Here is a 16825-nt window from a genome sequence, read left to right as displayed (position 1 = left end):
AATCGAGTTAGCCGACGTCCCCTTAAATTTCACAAAAACCACTATCAGTGATGATAGTGGTTGGCATATGAGAGAAAGAGAATTGATTTAAGGTAACCAATTACCTTATAGGTCTATCATACCAAAATTGAAAGCGCTGTCAATAGCGATTCTGGTTTTCGGCAAAATTAAAGTGGGCCAATAACGACTGTCAGGCAAAGGACTGCCCGTCGTTATTGACCCACTGCTGTTTTGGGGGATCTAAATAATCGTTTCCCCAGCTAATTTTATTTCACTGATTTTGTTGCGTTTGGATCGTGCAGGGTTTTAACGACGTGAAACATTTGGGAGGGGTGTGCCACAACGTCCGACATTGAATGTCCTGAAATATTCACACCGCACAGGAATAGGAAGGCGAACAGGACCACCCAAGTGAGAATTCGATTGGCCACGGACATCTTTTCGCTAAGTACCGAACCATAAAAATCCTTGTGCACCGCAGCCGTAATCGCCTGTGGATTTTCCTCTGGGTTTGCAGCTTCCCGCTCTTCAGCAACCTGCTTTTCGTAGTTATCAATACTAAAGGATTTTTGATCATCCTTCATTTGACGTTGAAAGGCCTTCTTATCCTTCTTGCTTTGACCCTTAAACCACTTCGTGAATTCCTGGTAATCATCCACCACACTCTGGGTTTCGCCAATTTCTTTCAGCGTTCCGTAGTGGATCCAAGCCACCCGATCACAAAGAATCTTAACCTGTTTCATATTATGGGAGACAAAGACAATGGTTTTGCCCTCCTCCTTAAATTCGTTAATTTTGGCCACACACTTTTGGTAAAAGGTGTCATCCCCAACGGAGAGGGCCTCATCAATGATAATCACATCGGGGTTGACGTGAACCGCGATGGCAAATCCAAGTCGCGACTTCATCCCGCTTGAATAGCTCTTAACGGGTTGGTACAGGAAATCCCCAATATCCGCAAAATTAACGATGTCCGTCATAATGGCATCAATTTCGCTGTTCGTTAGTCCCTGCATTAAAGCCTTTAACCGAATATTTTCAATTCCCGTTAAATTACCCCGAAGTCCCGCACCAATCGCAATAATCGAGGTGTCGCCCCGAACATCCACCTGTCCGGTCGTTTGGGGGATCACTCCCGAAATAATGTTGGACAACGTGGATTTACCGGACCCATTGACCCCAATTAAGCCCAAGGTTTCACCGGGTTTGACTTTAAAACTGATTCCCATTAACGACCAAAAGTGTGGAACCTCATGCCGGTGACCTAACGCAAAGAACGAGCGTAACTTTTCGGATTGGGTCTTGAATAATTCATATTCTTTTGTGACGTTTTCAACTTTAATTTTATAATCTACTGCGTTATCCATGAAGATCATTACTTCCTTAATTCGTAGTCTAATCTTTATTTAATGAGTCCGGAATTAACCTTAACCCCAGTATTATACCAAAAAAGAAAGGCCACGGACAAAAATCCGTCACCTTTAGCTGATTCTTAGTGAAACTTAATTTTTAGTGATGTACAAATCCGAAGCCTTTATCCAACCCGTGTTACCGTTGTCGCTAATTTCATACCAAACGGTTCCGGTTGTCGTTGTCGCTTGTTTATGTATAGTAACGCGGTGATTAATAAATGCCGCCGCGCTTTTTGAAGCTCCCTGGTGCTGGGTGGAATCTGGCATCTTCGTATAAATCCTAGAAGCCTGAGCTTTAACAATCCCAAAGGCCTCCATAAACTTTGTGGCCGTTGATTTCGTTGGTTTTGTCTTTGGCCGTGTGGTTTTTACCGGCTGTTTGTTAGTCACTGTCTTTTCGGTGTCCACTTGTTTAGCAGGGGTAACCTTTTGGTCCAGCTTGGTTAAATGGTACGTGCGAATCACGTGCCCAATGTTATTCCCATACTCACTGTTCGTGGCGTACCGGTTAGCTAGTGTTGCTGCGGCGTCGGTATACGACTGGGCATTTTCCTTCCATGCGCCCGAGTAGTAAGCATTATCCCAACTCGTTCCACCGCGTAAAATCCGGGCGTTATCCTTAATTGATGCCTCTGCGCTTGGATACTTTTTAAACTTGGCGTTAACGTAATACTTATTACCATCAGAGTCATACTCTGCCGTCCGCATCGTAACGGATTGCCCCTTATAGTCGCCCTTAATCCCAAAGTAATTATTAGCTTCCTTCGAAAGCTGGCTGCTCCCCCATGAACTTTCTAGAATGGCTTGGGCCATCATCACGGATCCGTAAAGCTGATCCTTTTGCGTCACTTCTTGAACCGGACGTGACAGTTTACTGATAAAGGCTTCCTGTTCTGAGTCGGCCCTTGCAGTTTGGTTAAAAAATGATCCTGCCCCGACAAAACCAAATACTAAAGCTGCACAGATTTGAACTAATCTTTTATGTTTCAACACATATCCTCCGTCCCTGGGTAATAAACTGTTGCACATTATACAGGGATCGAGGCGGCTTGCAAGATCATGAAAGCGGATTTACTGGGCCTGTAACATTAAAAGCCACTCCCGCCAACCACTTTCATCGTTTTTATCCGTTCAATGACATTTTCATGACATATTTTCGGTTTAATGACAGTCACTGTCCCACCCATTGTTGAACTGTGCACCATTAAAAAAGGTCCCCCAACTCCAAGCTTGAACCGCTTGAAGTTAAAGAACCGATCTCATCTGACGTGGGCTAAACTCTCACTGCCCACCCGCGATTAACTCATTTACTTTAATTTGCTAGCTGCCGCTTCATCAACGATGATGGTAACATCCGGGTGGTTTTGTAAGAAGCTAGCCGGAACATCGGTGGTAATTGGACCTTGAACCATTCGTTGGATAGCATCGGCCTTTTCGGCCCCGTAAGCTTCCAATAAAATATGCTTGGACTTCATAATTGAGGCAATGCCCATGGAGTAAGCATAACGCGGAACATCTTCTTCATTATCAAAGAAACGCGCGTTCGCTTCAATGGTTGATTCCGTTAATTTAACCTTGTGTGTGGTGGACTCTGGATCAGTCCCGGGTTCATTAAACCCAATGTGCCCGTTCCGGCCTAACCCCAAGATTTGTAAATCAATGGGATTGTCCGCAATAATTTTATCGTACCGTTCCGTTTCATTCATGGCATCTAAGTTCAAGCCATCAGGAACGTAAGATTGCGCAAATGGCTTCTTGCTAAAGAAGTGTTCGTTCATGAAGTAGTGATAGCTTTGTGGTGCGTCCGGGCCTAAGCCGACGTATTCGTCTAAGTTGATTGATGTTTTATCACTAAAGTCTAGGTCACTGGCCGTAATTTGATCGTAAGTGGTGATGGGCGTACTTCCCGTTGCCAAACCAAACACCTTGGCCCCGTTATCAACCGCCTGCTTAAAAATTTCGTAACCCTTTTGACCACCTTCAACGTTATCCTTAACGACAACAATGTTCATATTTGCTGTGTTCATCATGAAAAACCTCGCTCCCTTTTTATTTCCTCATCGGTATAGCCCAATAATAACCTGTCTAGACCAAAAATTCAAGGGAAATTCAAAATAAAAAGAAATTTGGCCCAATTAGGTCCAGTTTTACTCCGATTACCCCACAAAAAAAACAACCCTAAGCTCCGATCAAAGCGCATCGAATTCCGGTAGGGTTGTTCATTACTCAGGCCGTTGCATCACTGCTGTCAGCCTTATTTTTAATTATCTCAGCTTAACTTCGTTTTTTACCGCGACGATCCGCACTAAGCTTGTTCTGTTGGGTTTTGAATTTTTCCCAAGTCGCATCCCGGCGTTCCTTATCGTGACGCGGTTGCTCACGCTTCGTATATTTCATGTGGCGCCACTCCCTTCAAAATGAATGGCACTAGCATACACCGTTTTCGGCCCGCTGGCAACTTTCCGATCAATTCAACCAGTATCCCTTATTCTACGGTCACACTCTTCGCCAGGTTCCGTGGTTTATCCACGTCTAGCCCCTTGTTAAGGGACGTGTAGTAAGCCAGCAATTGAGCCGGAACGACGCTTAAGAGCGGGGTTAATAATTCCTCTACGTCTGGAATCACAATGGTATCATCGGGTTGTGCTAACCCCTGACGAACAATCGTCATGATGTGGGCGCCGCGTGACTTGGTTTCCACCAAGTTGCTGCGGGTTAACCCCGCCGTTTTTTCCTGGGTAATGATCCCAATTACCGGCGTCCCATCTTCAATGAGGGCAATCGTTCCGTGCTTTAACTCGCCGGAGGCAAATCCCTCCGCTTGGACGTACGAAATTTCCTTTAGCTTGAGCGCGGCCTCTAGGGAAACGGTGTAGTCAATCCCCCGGCCAATGTAAAAAGCCCGGGCCGTATCCATGAGGTAGTCATTGCTTAACTTTTCGAGTTCCTGTTTTTCGTCAATAATGGCTTGCATCCCGGTGGCTACTAACCCTAACTGCTGCCGAATATCAAAGTTTTGTGCCACAATTTGGCCCTCAACTTCGCCCAATGCCTTCGCTAAAATAGCTTCTAACGCAATTTGAGCCGTATAAGCCTTAGTTGAAGCGACCGCAATTTCTGGCCCCGCATGGAGGAGCAACGTATACGTCGCTTCCCGCGACAGCGTTGAATTCTGCACGTTCGTAATGGTTAGGCTTGGGTATCCCGAATTGTTGACGTTAACTAATACTTCCCGACTGTCCGCCGTTTCACCGCTCTGGGAAAGGAAAATAAAGAACGGGTTGTCCGACAAGATTGGATTTTCGTAGGCAAACTCTGAAGAAACGTGAACCTCCGTTGGGACGTGGGCTAAGTTTTCCAATAGTCGTGCCCCAACAAGTCCGGCATGGTAACTGGTTCCAGCTCCCACAATGTATATCCGGTCGGCGGCTTGCATGGCCTCCAAAAGTTCAGGATCAATCACCGGGTTGCCGTTTTCAGCAAGGTAAACGGAAGCTAACTGCCGCATTACGTTCGGCTGCTCGTCAATCTCCTTCAGCATGTAGAAGGGGTACGTTCCCTTATCCGTTTCACTCGCATCCATATCCACGTGGAAGGGGTTCCGTTCAATACTTTTCCCGTTTTGATCCTCAATCTGAACGTGCATCGGTGTGACGGTCACCACTTCACCATCCATTAGTTCCAGGAATTCATGCGTCTCATTCAGCATGGCGATAGCATCCGAACAAACAACGTTGTAGCCATCACAAACCCCAATTAGCAACGGGCTCTTATTCTTAGCCACGTAGAGCGTATCTGGCTTTTCACGATCCATCATGAGGAAGGAGTAGGAACCCTCTAAGAGACTTAAGACCTTAATAAAGGCGTCGTGGGCGTTCAAGTTGTCCTCTACCGCAAATTTATCAATTAACTGCACCACAACCTCCGTATCCGTTTGACTCTTGAACGGAACGTCGCTTAAGTACTGTGATTTCAAATCTTGGTAGTTTTCAATCACCCCATTATGAACCAAGTAGAAGCGGTCATCCTGTGAGAATTGCGGGTGGGCGTTATCCACACTAACTACTCCGTGAGTAGCCCAGCGGGTGTGGCCAATCCCAGTTGAACCATGAACCGCTGGCGTAATCTTAGCCTCAAGGTCAGCAATTCGTCCCTTTTCCTTAACGAGGTAATCATTGCCATGTTGATCATTGACGTAAATTCCAGCAGAATCGTAGCCTCGGTACTCCAATTTTTGAAGTCCGTTGACCAAAATTTTCACCGCGTTATCATTTCCCGTAACCCCAACAATTCCACACATAAAGTTATCCTCTTTTCACACCGGCCGACGATGAGCGGACCGATTAGGTTTTGTTATTTTCATTTTTCTAAATTGGTATAGACTTAATATCGATTTGATATCAGTCATTAACAACTAAACTTTACTGCCTTTTTACCCTGGTGTCAATTTATTTTTACTCCAATTGGTCTATTTTTCGTTTTCAGAAAATTCAACTAAAAAAGCGATGAAATCCCATTGGGGTTTCATCGCTTTCATCTAGCTTATTGAATTCCAGCAACTGACTGAACGACCTTAGCTACTCGTTCAGCATATTCGGTTGCGGCATCCAGGGTTGGGGCCTCTGTCATGACCCGGATGAGGGGTTCCGTCCCGGATGGGCGGACAAGGATCCGGCCGTCACCGTTCATTTCTTCTTCAACGGTCTTAATCATCCGTTTAATTTTTTCGTCCTCTAAGGCCGTCTTTTTATCCCGAACCTTAACGTTAATTAACTTTTGGGGGTAAGTCGTTACGTCAGAAGCAAGTTCGGACAAGGACTTACCCGTTTCCTTCATAATATTTAGCAGTTGCAAACTGGTTAACAATCCGTCACCCGTCGTATTAAAGTCTAAGAAGACAATGTGCCCTGATTGTTCCCCACCAAGGTTATAGCCATTTTTAAGCATTTCTTCGACCACGTACCGGTCGCCGACCTTAGTTTTAACGGAGTTCATTCCATGTTCTGCCATGGCCTTGTACATTCCCAAGTTACTCATGACGGTCGTCACAATGGTGTCCTTCTTAAGCCGGCCGTGGTTCGACATGTACTTGCCGCAAATATACATGATCTTATCACCGTCCACAATTTCACCGTTTTCATCTACGGCAATACAACGATCACCATCCCCATCAAAGGCTAACCCGATTTGTGCGCCGGTTTCCTTAACAAAGGCCTGCAGGTTTTCGGGATGGGTGGAACCCACCTGATCGTTAATATTCAAGCCGTTTGGCGACGTGGCAATTGTGTCAAAATCGACGTTTAAGTCCGCGTAAAGCCGCGAAACGAGGTTACTCGTGGCCCCGTTGGCCGAGTCAACGGCAATGTGCAGGCCGCTGAGATCATCCGGAATGGTTTGCTCGAGGAATTGGATGTACTTTTGGCTGCCCTCAGAGTAGTTTTCCACGGTTCCTAAGCCAGCTGAACTAGGCCGGGGAAGCGTATCTTCTGGAGCATCCAATAAGGCTTCAATTTCCTCTTCCATTTCATCGGAAAGCTTATAGCCGTCGTCCCCAAAATATTTAATTCCGTTGTATTCCACGGGGTTATGGGAAGCCGTAATCATGACTCCGGCAGCGGCGCCCTGTGTCCGGACGAGGTAAGCAACGGCAGGCGTTGTAATAACTCCTAACCGCAGGACTTCAATTCCTACGGATAACAAGCCGGCAATTAACGCACTTTCTAGCATTTGTCCGGATACCCGGGTATCCCGTGCGACTAAGACTTGGGGTTGTTTAGTATGATCAGCCGCATGCTGAGTCAGTACGTACCCGCCCATCCGGCCTACTTTAAACGCTAGTTCGGGCGTTAATCCTTCGTTTGCAACTCCTCGGACGCCATCGGTACCAAAATACTTCATTATTAAAATTCCTCATTTCTAAACTTTTTATGCCGCACCACTATGATTGGGGCGTAATTTTCACCTTAATACTGGTTGGATCAAAACTCTTAACGTCATTTTGCTTGGGACTTATGGTCACCGTTTTAGTGGTTTCTTCCTTCACGTCGCTCACATCAACGTCAACTTCGGCTTTGTCTAAGGCCTCTAACTGCTGTGAACTGCCATAGGCGGTAACGGAGGACGTCGTTGATGATAGGGCATACTTCACCTTCGAATCCCCGTTTTTAGCCTGGAGATCTAAGCCCACCCTTTTGCTTTCTCCTGTTGAGGCAATGGGCAAATTAACGGTAGTCGTCGACGGCGTTAAAATGACGTTGACCGTTTTATCATGAGCATCTAGGGCCTCAATAATGGCCTGCTTATTCTGCGTCTTTTTGACGTTTGGGCCCAAACTAATGACCGCTGCGACCTGCTTGATTTGGGCAATTTGATCTGCAGCTCCCGTAGCTTGAACCTGGGTTACATCGCTGGTCGCCTTTCCGGCCTTGTATCCGCTAGCGATGTTTCCTTGATTATACTTAACTTTCACCGGAAAGTTAACCGTTTTTCGCGGTTGAATATTAACCTTAATCTGCGAGGGGGAAATCGTGGACCGTAGTTCACTGTTTAAGCCTTCCTGATGCAAGGTTACGGTGTGGGTCCCCTTTCCAAGCCCGCTTAGAGACGCGTACACTTTAAAATTCTGGGTATTGGCCGTAGCCGTGACTAACGCACTTGATCCGCTGAGCGTGACCTTGACGTACTCCGGGTAACCCGTCACAAAGTACTTATCGTTGTTCACGTTAAGTTGGAGGGGAACGCTTACCGTTTGAGTTTTAGTTGATGATAACGTCGCAATGCGATCCTGACGCCCTGATAACGAATTGGAGTGGTTAGGAGTCATTGAATTAACGTAGAAAAACAGGAGGATGGCCAAGACCAATGAAATTAACCGATAGGCCCACCGGCTATTCATCAATTTTTTCATTAGTTCTTCCCTCCCTTGACCTTACGATCGTACCAGTCCGATAATCGATCATATAAGCTGATGAAGAAGTTGTGGTGATCCTCAGTCTCATCATCCTTTAGGAGTTCGTGCCGCATGAATTTCAGGTAATCATCCTGAGTCATTCCCCGCAGCAACTCGTTATTCTTGGTGATGGAAACCTCACCCGTTTCCTCCGAAATGACAATTGTGAGGGCATCCGTGACCTCCGAAATTCCTACAGCGGCCCGGTGACGGGTTCCAAGTTCTTTCGGAATGAGTTTGCTATCTGATAACGGCAAATAGGCTGCGGCCACCGCAATCCGATTATTCCTAATGATCACTGCTCCATCATGCAGGGGGGTGTTAGGGATAAAAATGTTAATGAGAAGTTCGCCGGTAATGACCGCATCAATATCGATTCCCGTTTCAATGTAATCTTCCAAACCAGTATCTTGCTGAATGGTCATTAACGCTCCAATTCGCCGTTTAGACATATACTGAATGGCCTTATCAATTTCATTGATCATTCGTTCTGCAGCTTCATTAGAATTATTATTTCGAGAAATCAACGAACCCCGGCCCAAGTGCTCCAGACCGCGCCGAATTTCAGGTTGGAATATCACAATAATTGCGATGACACCCCATGTAATAATTTGATCCATTAACCACGAAACGGTGTTCAACCCTAGCAGTCCGCTTGCAATCCGTAAAATCACAATTACGATAATTCCACGCATTAGCTGAACTGCCTTCGTGCCTTGCAACAGCATGATTAATTCATAAATTAAAAACCAAATTAGACAGATATCTAATAGGTTGCTCAGATGCTGCCAGGTAAGTAGTTCTCCAAAAAACTGGCTCATCACGTTCCCTCCCAATCAGTAGTCATATTAATTATAGCACGTTGCTCATTTTTCCAGCCCGTTTGGCCCACAAAACCTGTTGAATTTCTTAAATTCAACCATTGGTATTTCGTTTGATTATCGAGTCTGTTACGATGAATATCGCCATAATTTGAGTTACACTGATGGGGAAGGGAGCGTGGCGAATTTGAATCGACTAACAAAATGGCTTATTCGGGGCTTTTTCCTCGTTTGGATTGGTTTTCTTTGGTTTTACGCCAAGGATCCCTTTAGCTTTTTAGCTTTAAACACCCTGCTCGGAGCCATCCCCATCCTGATTAGCTTTCACTTAGGGTCTAAGCACCCCCGCGCCTTTATTTACTGGCCGGTCTTTATCGTCTGGCTGCTCTTTTACCCCAACTCCCCCTACCTATTGACGGATCTCTTTCATCTCACGCTGCTTCAGCCCTACGCTGCTCAAACGGGGCTTTTGCGGCAGGATCCACATATGTGGACTTACTATACACTCATTATGATTTCCGTATTAGTTTGCTCCCTCCTAGGTTTTTGGAGTTTGCACACGGTATCCCGCAGTTTAGCCAACCGTCTTGGGCACGGTCAAACTTGGTTGCAGCTGATTTTCGTTTGCGGTCTGACCTTGCTATCCTCCGTAGGGATTTACATTGGCCGCTTTTTACGCCTGCATACCATTTACCTCCTGCTAACCCCGAACTTCGTGATTCAACCCCTCCTCAAAATGTGGACCCCAACCATGCTCTACTTCGTCTTCTTGATGACCGTTGTTCAACTGGTTGGATACTGCGTCGTTTGGCTCATTACGGCCAACCAACAATCCGAAACCAAAATAACTGATTAAACGAAAGGGCAACCCGCTAAAGCCAGCTAACTACTGCAGACTTTAGCGGGTTGCCCCTTTAAGTTTAATGCCCTATCAAGTGTCTCTAAGCCTCGGCCCCAATGATTCGGACTTCGGTCTCTAAGCGAACCTGAAACTTAGCATAAACGGTTTCTTGAACGTGCTTAATGACGTTCAAATAATCCGTTGCCGTGGCCCGATCAACGTTGACAATAAACCCGGCATGCTTAGTTGAAACTTGGGCTCCGCCACTGGTAAAGCCTTGGAGTCCCGCATCATGGATGAGTTTTCCCGCAAAATAGCCGACCGGCCGTTTAAAGACGCTCCCACACGATGGTAAGTCCAGCGGCTGCTTAGCGGCTCGCTGAGCGTTTAAGTCGTCCATTTGAGCCTGAATGGCTTCCGAATTGCCCTTTTTCAGCCGAAAAGTAGCGGAAAGGACAATCGCACCATCGTCCTGAACGGAGGAATGCCGGTAAGCAAATGCTAACGCTTGATTATCCCGCGTTTCGATTTGCCCCTCACGGGTAAGAACCTGAACGGACTCAATGACAAACGACATTTCGCCCCCATAGGCGCCTGCATTCATAAAGACGGCTCCACCAATGCTTCCGGGGATTCCAGCCGCAAATTCTAATCCTGATAGCGCATGATGCTGAGCCACCTTGGTGGTTTCAATTAATGACGCCCCCGCTTCCGCAGTAACCGAATCTCCCACCGCCATAACTTGGTTCATGTCGGTCAGAATAAGCGTGAGACCCCGAATTCCACCGTCACGCACGATTAAATTGCTCGCATTTCCAATCACGGTAATCGGTAGTTGGTGCTGGGTGGCGTAGTCGACTAAATCGCGGGTTTCGGCCACGGACTTTGGGAACGCCAAAAAATCAGCTGGTCCCCCCGTCTCAGTATTCGTGTAAGTTGATAAGGGTTCATGGGTTAAAATGTTAATTTGTGGAAAGGCACTTTCAATGGTCGTTGACATAACTCGTTACCTTCATTTCAGAAATACTCGTCCCGCGCAATCGCACGGTGACTGTTATAGACACTATTCTAACACTAAGTGCGCGGATACAACACGCTCAACCCAGCTAGAATTCATTTCGTGACAATTCTGCTATACTAAACGTAACCAGTAAGAAAGGAAGCGGTGACATGAAGCTACTTTCATGGAACGTTAACGGTTTACGCGCCATTGTTAAAAAGGGATTTAACGAGGTTGTTTCCGATCAAAATCCTGATATCATGGGGATTCAAGAGACTAAGCTGCAGGCCGGTCAGCTGGATCTAACTCTACCGGGGTACCACCAATATTATAATGACGCCGAGCGAAAGGGTTATTCCGGAACTGCCGTTTTCACTAAGGCGGAACCATTAGACCTTTACCTTGGTATTCATGCCCCCGAACTAGAACATGAAGGCCGAACCATTACGTTAGAATACCCCGACTTTTATTTCATCACTTGCTACGCCCCAAATTCTGGCTCAAATGAAGCCCGAATGGCCTTTCGGATGGATTGGGACACCGCTTTTCAAGCCTACCTCAATGACTTGGACACCAAAAAGCCCGTTATTCTATGCGGTGATTTAAACGTGGCCCACCAGGATATTGACCTGAAACACCCGGATCACCACCGGGGGGATGCTGGCTTTACCGATGGTGAACGTCACAACTTTTCCGCCCTCCTGCAAAACGGGTTCATCGATACGTTTAGAACGCAGCACCCAGACTTAGGCGGCGCTTATTCTTGGTGGGATTATCGGTACCGAGCCCGTCAATCGAACGCTGGTTGGCGCATCGACTACTTTGTCACTAGTGAGCGTCTACTCCCTAACATTTCAAAGACGGCCATTTTACCGGCAGTCATGGGTTCCGATCACTGCCCCGTGGAACTTGATCTTCAGGGGATGTCGCTTGTAAAGCCGCTTGACAATTAGGGCTAATCTGACATAGAATATGGCATTAAAAATAATTTAGGGGGCGTCACCGTGAATTTTGTTGCCATGGACTTTGAAACAGCCAGTGCCAAACGATACAGTGCCTGTTCTTTAGCCTTAACCGTTGTGCGTAATAATCAGGTCACCGATGAATTTTATACCCTGATCAAACCGGATACCCCGTTTTTCTGGCGTAACACCCAAATTCATGGGATCCACGAGCGCGACGTCGCAGATGCGCCAACCTGGCCAGAAGTTTGGCGGCACATCGAGGAATTTTACGATAAATCCAAGTTGGTCATTGCCCATAACGCTTCGTTTGACAACAGTGTCTTACGGGCCTGCTTAGAGCATTATGAATTACCAACCCCCCAGTACCTTACCCTGGATACGGTTAAAACTAGCAAAAAATTCTATCCCGAGTTTCCCAATCATAAGCTCAATACCGTCTGCGAACAGCTAAATATTGATCTTCACCACCACCATAATGCCTTAGATGATAGTCTGGCCTGTGCCAATATCTTGTTGACCCAAGCGGATCAATTTGGTGCCGACCGGTTAAAACCGTTTGTTCGAATCCAGGGATAACTCCCTCGGTGACTTTTAAATTCCAATCAAATAAGCAGAGTGACCCCCTACAACGGAAATAGGTCACCCTGCTTATTTAGTCTGCCTTCTAACGTCCCAGGTCTAGGGTTTTACTAGCTTTCTTCAGCTGGCCGCCACTTCATCTCATGTGCCCTAACCCTGTCACCGTGTCCGTTAGTAACGGCGTGGGTTGAATTTTTGACTGACTGAAATCCGAGGTACTCATACAGTGAACTGGCCCGATCGTTTTGATCCTGAACGGTCAACACCAATCCCTCTAACTGACTCATTTGGTCAACCCAGTCCTGACCCGTTTGGATCATTGCCGTTCCAAGGCCTAGGTGCCAAAAATCACGTTTAACGGCGACCCCTAGCTCCCCCCAGGATTCATGATCGGGATCCTTGGTAACGGATAAAATCGCAACTAACCGCTGATCAATTTCAGCCACCAACAACAGATGAGTTGGACTTTCGTTAATTTGGGCTAATTGATCTGCGACCTCTCGTTGACTGTGGGTAGCTAAGTCAGTGGTAAACGTTGTGGTTTCCCGTTGTAAATCAGCTAACAACACCATTACTTGCCCCGCCTCATCGGGTTGAGGAACCCGGATAACAACTTCTTCACTCATCTTGCTGGCCCTCCAACGTTCGAACTAACTGTTCATAGTGGTCCCCGTGTGGGATAAACGATAACTCGCGGGTGGCCTCACCCGCCTCATCATTCCGTTTAAATATAATTTTTAGGTGGTCATCGGGAATCTCATCCGCCACAAAATTGGACCACTCTACGACGCTGACGCCATCACCGTTAAAATACTCTTCTAATCCTAGGTCGGCCCCACTGCCATCATCTAACCGGTAAATATCCATGTGGTAAAGGGGGAGCCGGCCTTCCTGATATTCACGGATAATGGTAAAGGTCGGGCTCTTGATATTGCGTTTGATATGAAGTCCCCGTGCTAATCCCTTGGTAAAGGTCGTTTTTCCGGCCCCTAAATCACCATCTAACAGGATGACGTCCCCCGCAACTAATCCCTGTGCCAGGGCCTCACCAAGTTGCTGCGTAGCCTCTGGACTCGATACTGTTACTGTCCACATATGCTTTCCCACTTTCTATTGTAAAACGTCTGGAACATAAACCATTCAAACTATGCAAAGAGAGATAACGACCGGGTTCGATTGTAATTTGATCGGACATGGTCGTTATCCCTCTTTGGTTGCGGCCGATCTTTAGTCAGGTTCTTCACCTACAAGTTCTGCCGCTTAACTTTATCATCTGTCGCTCATCTTAGTGATTAGCCAGTGCCTGAGCCGCCGTAATGATAGATACTTTGTAAACGTCCTCTTCATTGGCACCCCGAGAAAGATCAGAAACGGGTTTATTTAACCCCTGCAAGATCGGGCCAATGGCTTCAAAGCCGCCTAACCGCTGGGCGATCTTGTACCCAATGTTCCCCGATTGAAGTTCCGGAAAGACAAATACGTTAGCGTGTCCCGCCACCTTTGAACCCGGCGCCTTTTTCTCACCCACGGAGGGAACAATGGCTGCGTCAAACTGAAGTTCACCATCTAACGGTAATTCAGGAGCCTGTTGCTGCGCAAGCTTAGTGGCATCCTGAACCTTCGTTACCATTTCGCCCTTGGCACTCCCCTTTGTTGAGAAACTTAGCATGGCTACCCGGGGATCAATATCAAAAATCTTTGCTGTTTGGGCGGATTCTAAGGCAACTTCTGCCATTCCCTCGGCATCAAGTTCAATGTTAATGGCACAGTCGGCAAAAACGTACCGCTGATCAGCCTTTTGCATGATAAAGGCCCCGCTAATTCGTTTTACCCCGGGCTTAGTCTTAATAATTTGGAGTGCTGGTCGGACGGTATCACCCGTTGGATGGACGGCACCCGAGACCATGCCATCCATTTGATCCATGTAAACCATCATCGTTCCGACGTAGTTGGGGTCCTTTAACATTTCCTTCGCCTGATCGGGACTCGTCTTGCCGTGCCGTCGATCAACCAGGGCTTCAACCATCGTTTGATACTGATCCGAAGCCATTTGGCTGGGATCAACAACGTTCAACGAAGTAATATCAAAATGATTTTTTTCCGCTGCACTAGCAATTGCATCAGCATCGCCTAATAGGGTTGGCATCACTAACCCATCGGCTTGTAGCCGGACTGCAGCTCCAATAATTCTAGGATCATCGCCCTCAGGAAAAACGAGTTTTAGCTGTTTGCCCTGAATTTTCTGTTTTAGACTCTCAAAAAGTTCCATCTGAATCCCTCCTGTTAAACAAGTGTACCCGTTTATTTTCTCATAATAGTTTGTGAATTACCAATCAATTAATTTGCGTCAACCGTCACCGTCTCAGGCAGTTGCCAGTCAATTGGGGTTTCACCCATTGCCTCAAGGGCCGCATTGGTTTTAGAAAACGGTCGCGAACCAAAGAAACCACGGTTGGCGGATAGTGGACTTGGATGTGCTGATTGGATAACAACGTTGCGTGAGGTATCAATCAGCTTAATTTTATCCCGGGCAGCCCGACCCCACAGGATAAAGACAACCGGTTGCTCGCGGGCCGACAGCTTTTGAATGGCTGCATCGGTCAGTTGTTCCCAACCCTTATTTTTGTGGGAAAAAGCCTGACCGTTGCGAACCGTCAAAACGGAGTTCAGCATGAGGACGCCCTGCTTAGCCCATTTTTCTAAGTAGCCGTGCTTGACCGGTTGAATACCAAGGTCGCTTTGCAATTCCTTATAAATATTCTGTAACGAAGGTGGAATCTTGACCCCCGGCATGACGGAAAAACTCAGCCCGTGCGCCTGACCTGGCTCATGGTAGGGATCCTGACCCAGGATAACAACTTTAACCTTGCTAAACGGGGTCCATTCAAAGGCCTCATAAATATGGTACATATCAGGATGAATATCGTAATGACTGTATTCTTCAATTAAAAACTGGTGCAGATTTTGATAGTAAGACTTTTCAAATTCTGGTTTTAAAACGTCCCACCAATCGTTATGGATAAACGGTTTCATTATGACCACCTCGCCCTAATTTTATCATAAACTCCCACCATTTAATGGAAATCATGGTAAAATGAAGCTGGAATTTTGGGCGAGTGAGTCTAACTCGAATTTTTCCAAACCATGGGAGGCGAACTATGCGCACGTTGTACGTAAAACAGGATTTAGCAGCAAGCGGGACGACCGTGATTCATGATCACCACCAGCAACCCCAGTATCTGCTTACCGGAAAATGGGGGAACCGACTAGATGCCCTTTCCGTTTACCAGTTAAGTGGTCAGCTCGAAGCAGAAATCAAGCAGACCAGCCTTGGTCTGCTTCCTCGCTTCAGCCTGTTTTATCACCAGCAGCGGGTGGGACGGCTACACTGGTCCTTAGGAGTCGTTCACGAGGTTCATTACGTTCGCGACTTAAATTGGATCATTCTTGGTAACCAAGCCACCGGCCGGTTTCGGGTGATCCACGGGACGGAAACCTTAATGACCATGCAAACGGTCGCCTTAGCCAAGGGCGATTACCTTGAACTCACCGTCCAATCAGAATCCTATGAACCCTTGATGATTTGTTTAGCTGTCATTCTTGACCGCTGGGCTAGGCGTCGTGATAAACATCGGTTCCCGACTTTAAGGTGGGGCCATTCCCAAAACAACCCCTTAACGTCGTACACCCTCAAACTAACCGTTTCTGAAAAGACAAAAAAGCCACAAAGGCACCCCAATTTTTAGGGCCTTTGCGGCTTTTTAAATTAATAATGCTTGAGTACGCGGTCAATTTGTCGCTGCTGATCGCGTTTCTTAATGGATTCACGCTTGTCATATTCATGCTTACCTTCAGCAACACCCAGAAGAACCTTGGCAAAGCCATTCTTAATGTACACCTTTAAAGGTACAATCGTAATTCCCTTATCCTTGGTCGCCTGTCCTAACCGTTGAATCTGTTTTTTATGCAGAAGCAGCTTCCGGTTTCTCAGGGGATCATGGTTAAACTGATTGCCATGGTCATACTCACTAATGTGAATGTTCATCAGCCAAGCCTCACCGTTTCGGATTTGAGCGTACCCATCCTTTAGGTTGACCCGGCGATCCCGGACGGACTTAATTTCGGTTCCCGTTAAAACCAATCCGGCTTCAACGGTATCACTAATTTTATAATCATGGCGCGCCTTTTTGTTGGTTGCCATCAGATTATCATCTTTAGCATGAGTTTTCCGTTTTGCCATCGGAACGCACCTCGCTTA

General features: G+C 46.7%; 18 protein-coding genes. 4 read left to right on the top strand and 14 right to left on the bottom strand.

Annotated elements, in window-relative coordinates; translation table 11 throughout:
* Window positions 1-266: 266 nt before the first annotated feature.
* From tagH to cdaA, 8 genes are all read right to left on the bottom strand, one after another.
* On the bottom strand, window positions 267-1367 hold the full coding sequence (tagH, locus tag DCM90_RS08420; RefSeq protein WP_109250923.1) for a teichoic acids export ABC transporter ATP-binding subunit TagH: 1101 nt from the start codon (window positions 1365-1367) through the stop codon (window positions 267-269).
* A 135-nt stretch (window positions 1368-1502) separates the two neighbouring features.
* Window positions 1503-2402: a glucosaminidase domain-containing protein gene (locus DCM90_RS08415; RefSeq protein WP_225366007.1), complete on the bottom strand. Its 900-nt coding sequence runs from the start codon at window positions 2400-2402 to the stop codon at window positions 1503-1505.
* Window positions 2403-2719: 317 nt separating this feature from the next.
* The gene (locus DCM90_RS08410) at window positions 2720-3424 is read right to left on the bottom strand and encodes a glucosamine-6-phosphate deaminase (RefSeq protein ID WP_109251087.1); all 705 of its coding nucleotides are present in this window, start codon (window positions 3422-3424) and stop codon (window positions 2720-2722) included.
* A 262-nt stretch (window positions 3425-3686) separates the two neighbouring features.
* The gene (locus DCM90_RS10175) at window positions 3687-3809 is read right to left on the bottom strand and encodes a hypothetical protein (RefSeq protein WP_263852059.1); all 123 of its coding nucleotides are present in this window, start codon (window positions 3807-3809) and stop codon (window positions 3687-3689) included.
* An 88-nt stretch (window positions 3810-3897) separates the two neighbouring features.
* Window positions 3898-5712, bottom strand: a complete 1815-nt coding sequence (gene glmS, locus DCM90_RS08405; protein ID WP_109250921.1) for a glutamine--fructose-6-phosphate transaminase (isomerizing) — start codon at window positions 5710-5712, stop codon at window positions 3898-3900.
* 242 nt (window positions 5713-5954) lie between these two features.
* A complete protein-coding gene (gene glmM / locus DCM90_RS08400; RefSeq protein ID WP_109250920.1) occupies window positions 5955-7310 on the bottom strand; it encodes a phosphoglucosamine mutase in 1356 nt (451 codons plus the stop codon).
* A gap of 40 nt (window positions 7311-7350) precedes the next feature.
* The gene (locus tag DCM90_RS08395) at window positions 7351-8319 is read right to left on the bottom strand and encodes a CdaR family protein (protein ID WP_109250919.1); all 969 of its coding nucleotides are present in this window, start codon (window positions 8317-8319) and stop codon (window positions 7351-7353) included.
* Window positions 8319-9182 carry a diadenylate cyclase CdaA gene (gene cdaA / locus DCM90_RS08390; protein WP_109250918.1) on the bottom strand — a complete coding sequence of 288 codons (864 nt, stop codon included), beginning with the start codon at window positions 9180-9182 and terminating at the stop codon, window positions 8319-8321. The genes DCM90_RS08395 and cdaA overlap by 1 nt, the downstream gene beginning before the upstream one ends.
* A gap of 187 nt (window positions 9183-9369) precedes the next feature.
* On the opposite strand from cdaA, the gene DCM90_RS08385 reads away from it, so the two are divergent.
* On the top strand, window positions 9370-10038 hold the full coding sequence (locus DCM90_RS08385) for a DUF1361 domain-containing protein (protein WP_109251086.1): 669 nt from the start codon (window positions 9370-9372) through the stop codon (window positions 10036-10038).
* Window positions 10039-10123: 85 nt separating this feature from the next.
* On the opposite strand, the gene murB is transcribed toward DCM90_RS08385, so the two are convergent.
* A complete protein-coding gene (gene murB, locus DCM90_RS08380; RefSeq protein ID WP_109250917.1) occupies window positions 10124-11023 on the bottom strand; it encodes a UDP-N-acetylmuramate dehydrogenase in 900 nt (299 codons plus the stop codon).
* Window positions 11024-11193: 170 nt separating this feature from the next.
* On the opposite strand from murB, the gene DCM90_RS08375 reads away from it, so the two are divergent.
* Window positions 11194-11976: an exodeoxyribonuclease III gene (locus tag DCM90_RS08375; protein WP_109250916.1), complete on the top strand. Its 783-nt coding sequence runs from the start codon at window positions 11194-11196 to the stop codon at window positions 11974-11976.
* Between the two features lie 51 nt (window positions 11977-12027).
* Entirely contained in the window at window positions 12028-12564 is a 537-nt protein-coding gene (locus tag DCM90_RS08370; protein WP_109250915.1) for a 3'-5' exonuclease, read from the top strand.
* 113 nt (window positions 12565-12677) lie between these two features.
* Here DCM90_RS08370 and DCM90_RS08365 read toward each other — a convergent pair whose 3' ends face one another.
* The 4 genes from DCM90_RS08365 to DCM90_RS08350 all read right to left on the bottom strand — a co-directional run bounded on the left by DCM90_RS08365 (window position 12678) and on the right by DCM90_RS08350 (window position 15600).
* Window positions 12678-13193 (bottom strand): GNAT family N-acetyltransferase, encoded by a 516-nt coding sequence (locus DCM90_RS08365; protein ID WP_109250914.1) that lies wholly within the window; start codon window positions 13191-13193, stop codon window positions 12678-12680.
* Window positions 13186-13662: a tRNA (adenosine(37)-N6)-threonylcarbamoyltransferase complex ATPase subunit type 1 TsaE gene (gene tsaE, locus DCM90_RS08360; RefSeq protein ID WP_109250913.1), complete on the bottom strand. Its 477-nt coding sequence runs from the start codon at window positions 13660-13662 to the stop codon at window positions 13186-13188. Before tsaE ends, DCM90_RS08365 begins: the two co-directional genes overlap by 8 nt.
* A gap of 190 nt (window positions 13663-13852) precedes the next feature.
* Window positions 13853-14836, bottom strand: coding sequence for a phosphate acetyltransferase (gene pta, locus DCM90_RS08355; RefSeq protein ID WP_109250912.1), 984 nt, complete (start codon window positions 14834-14836; stop codon window positions 13853-13855).
* Window positions 14837-14904: 68 nt separating this feature from the next.
* Window positions 14905-15600 (bottom strand): uracil-DNA glycosylase, encoded by a 696-nt coding sequence (locus tag DCM90_RS08350; RefSeq protein WP_109250911.1) that lies wholly within the window; start codon window positions 15598-15600, stop codon window positions 14905-14907.
* Between the two features lie 125 nt (window positions 15601-15725).
* Between DCM90_RS08350 and DCM90_RS08345 the strand changes: the two genes are divergently transcribed.
* Window positions 15726-16313 carry an LURP-one-related/scramblase family protein gene (locus DCM90_RS08345; RefSeq protein ID WP_109250910.1) on the top strand — a complete coding sequence of 196 codons (588 nt, stop codon included), beginning with the start codon at window positions 15726-15728 and terminating at the stop codon, window positions 16311-16313.
* A 20-nt stretch (window positions 16314-16333) separates the two neighbouring features.
* Here DCM90_RS08345 and smpB read toward each other — a convergent pair whose 3' ends face one another.
* Window positions 16334-16807, bottom strand: a complete 474-nt coding sequence (gene smpB / locus DCM90_RS08340) for an SsrA-binding protein SmpB (protein WP_109250909.1) — start codon at window positions 16805-16807, stop codon at window positions 16334-16336.
* Between the last annotated feature and the right edge of the window lie 18 nt (window positions 16808-16825).

Source organism: Levilactobacillus bambusae (assembly GCF_003124125.1).
In the GTDB taxonomy this organism is placed as follows: domain Bacteria; phylum Bacillota; class Bacilli; order Lactobacillales; family Lactobacillaceae; genus Levilactobacillus; species Levilactobacillus bambusae.
This window is presented reverse-complemented; position numbering and strand designations above follow the sequence as displayed.

Coding starts and splice junctions, on each gene's coding strand:
- DCM90_RS08350 (WP_109250911.1), bottom strand. CDS start 15,600: ATGAAACCGTTTATCCATAACGATTGGTGGGACGTTTTAAAACCAGAA.
- DCM90_RS08410 (WP_109251087.1), bottom strand. CDS start 3,424: ATGAACATTGTTGTCGTTAAGGATAACGTTGAAGGTGGTCAAAAGGGT.
- tsaE (WP_109250913.1), bottom strand. CDS start 13,662: ATGTGGACAGTAACAGTATCGAGTCCAGAGGCTACGCAGCAACTTGGT.
- DCM90_RS08395 (WP_109250919.1), bottom strand. CDS start 8,319: ATGAAAAAATTGATGAATAGCCGGTGGGCCTATCGGTTAATTTCATTG.
- glmM (WP_109250920.1), bottom strand. CDS start 7,310: ATGAAGTATTTTGGTACCGATGGCGTCCGAGGAGTTGCAAACGAAGGA.
- cdaA (WP_109250918.1), bottom strand. CDS start 9,182: ATGAGCCAGTTTTTTGGAGAACTACTTACCTGGCAGCATCTGAGCAAC.
- pta (WP_109250912.1), bottom strand. CDS start 14,836: ATGGAACTTTTTGAGAGTCTAAAACAGAAAATTCAGGGCAAACAGCTA.
- DCM90_RS08375 (WP_109250916.1), top strand. CDS start 11,194: ATGAAGCTACTTTCATGGAACGTTAACGGTTTACGCGCCATTGTTAAA.
- smpB (WP_109250909.1), bottom strand. CDS start 16,807: ATGGCAAAACGGAAAACTCATGCTAAAGATGATAATCTGATGGCAACC.
- tagH (WP_109250923.1), bottom strand. CDS start 1,367: ATGGATAACGCAGTAGATTATAAAATTAAAGTTGAAAACGTCACAAAA.
- DCM90_RS08345 (WP_109250910.1), top strand. CDS start 15,726: ATGCGCACGTTGTACGTAAAACAGGATTTAGCAGCAAGCGGGACGACC.
- DCM90_RS08365 (WP_109250914.1), bottom strand. CDS start 13,193: ATGAGTGAAGAAGTTGTTATCCGGGTTCCTCAACCCGATGAGGCGGGG.
- glmS (WP_109250921.1), bottom strand. CDS start 5,712: ATGTGTGGAATTGTTGGGGTTACGGGAAATGATAACGCGGTGAAAATT.
- murB (WP_109250917.1), bottom strand. CDS start 11,023: ATGTCAACGACCATTGAAAGTGCCTTTCCACAAATTAACATTTTAACC.
- DCM90_RS10175 (WP_263852059.1), bottom strand. CDS start 3,809: ATGAAATATACGAAGCGTGAGCAACCGCGTCACGATAAGGAACGCCGG.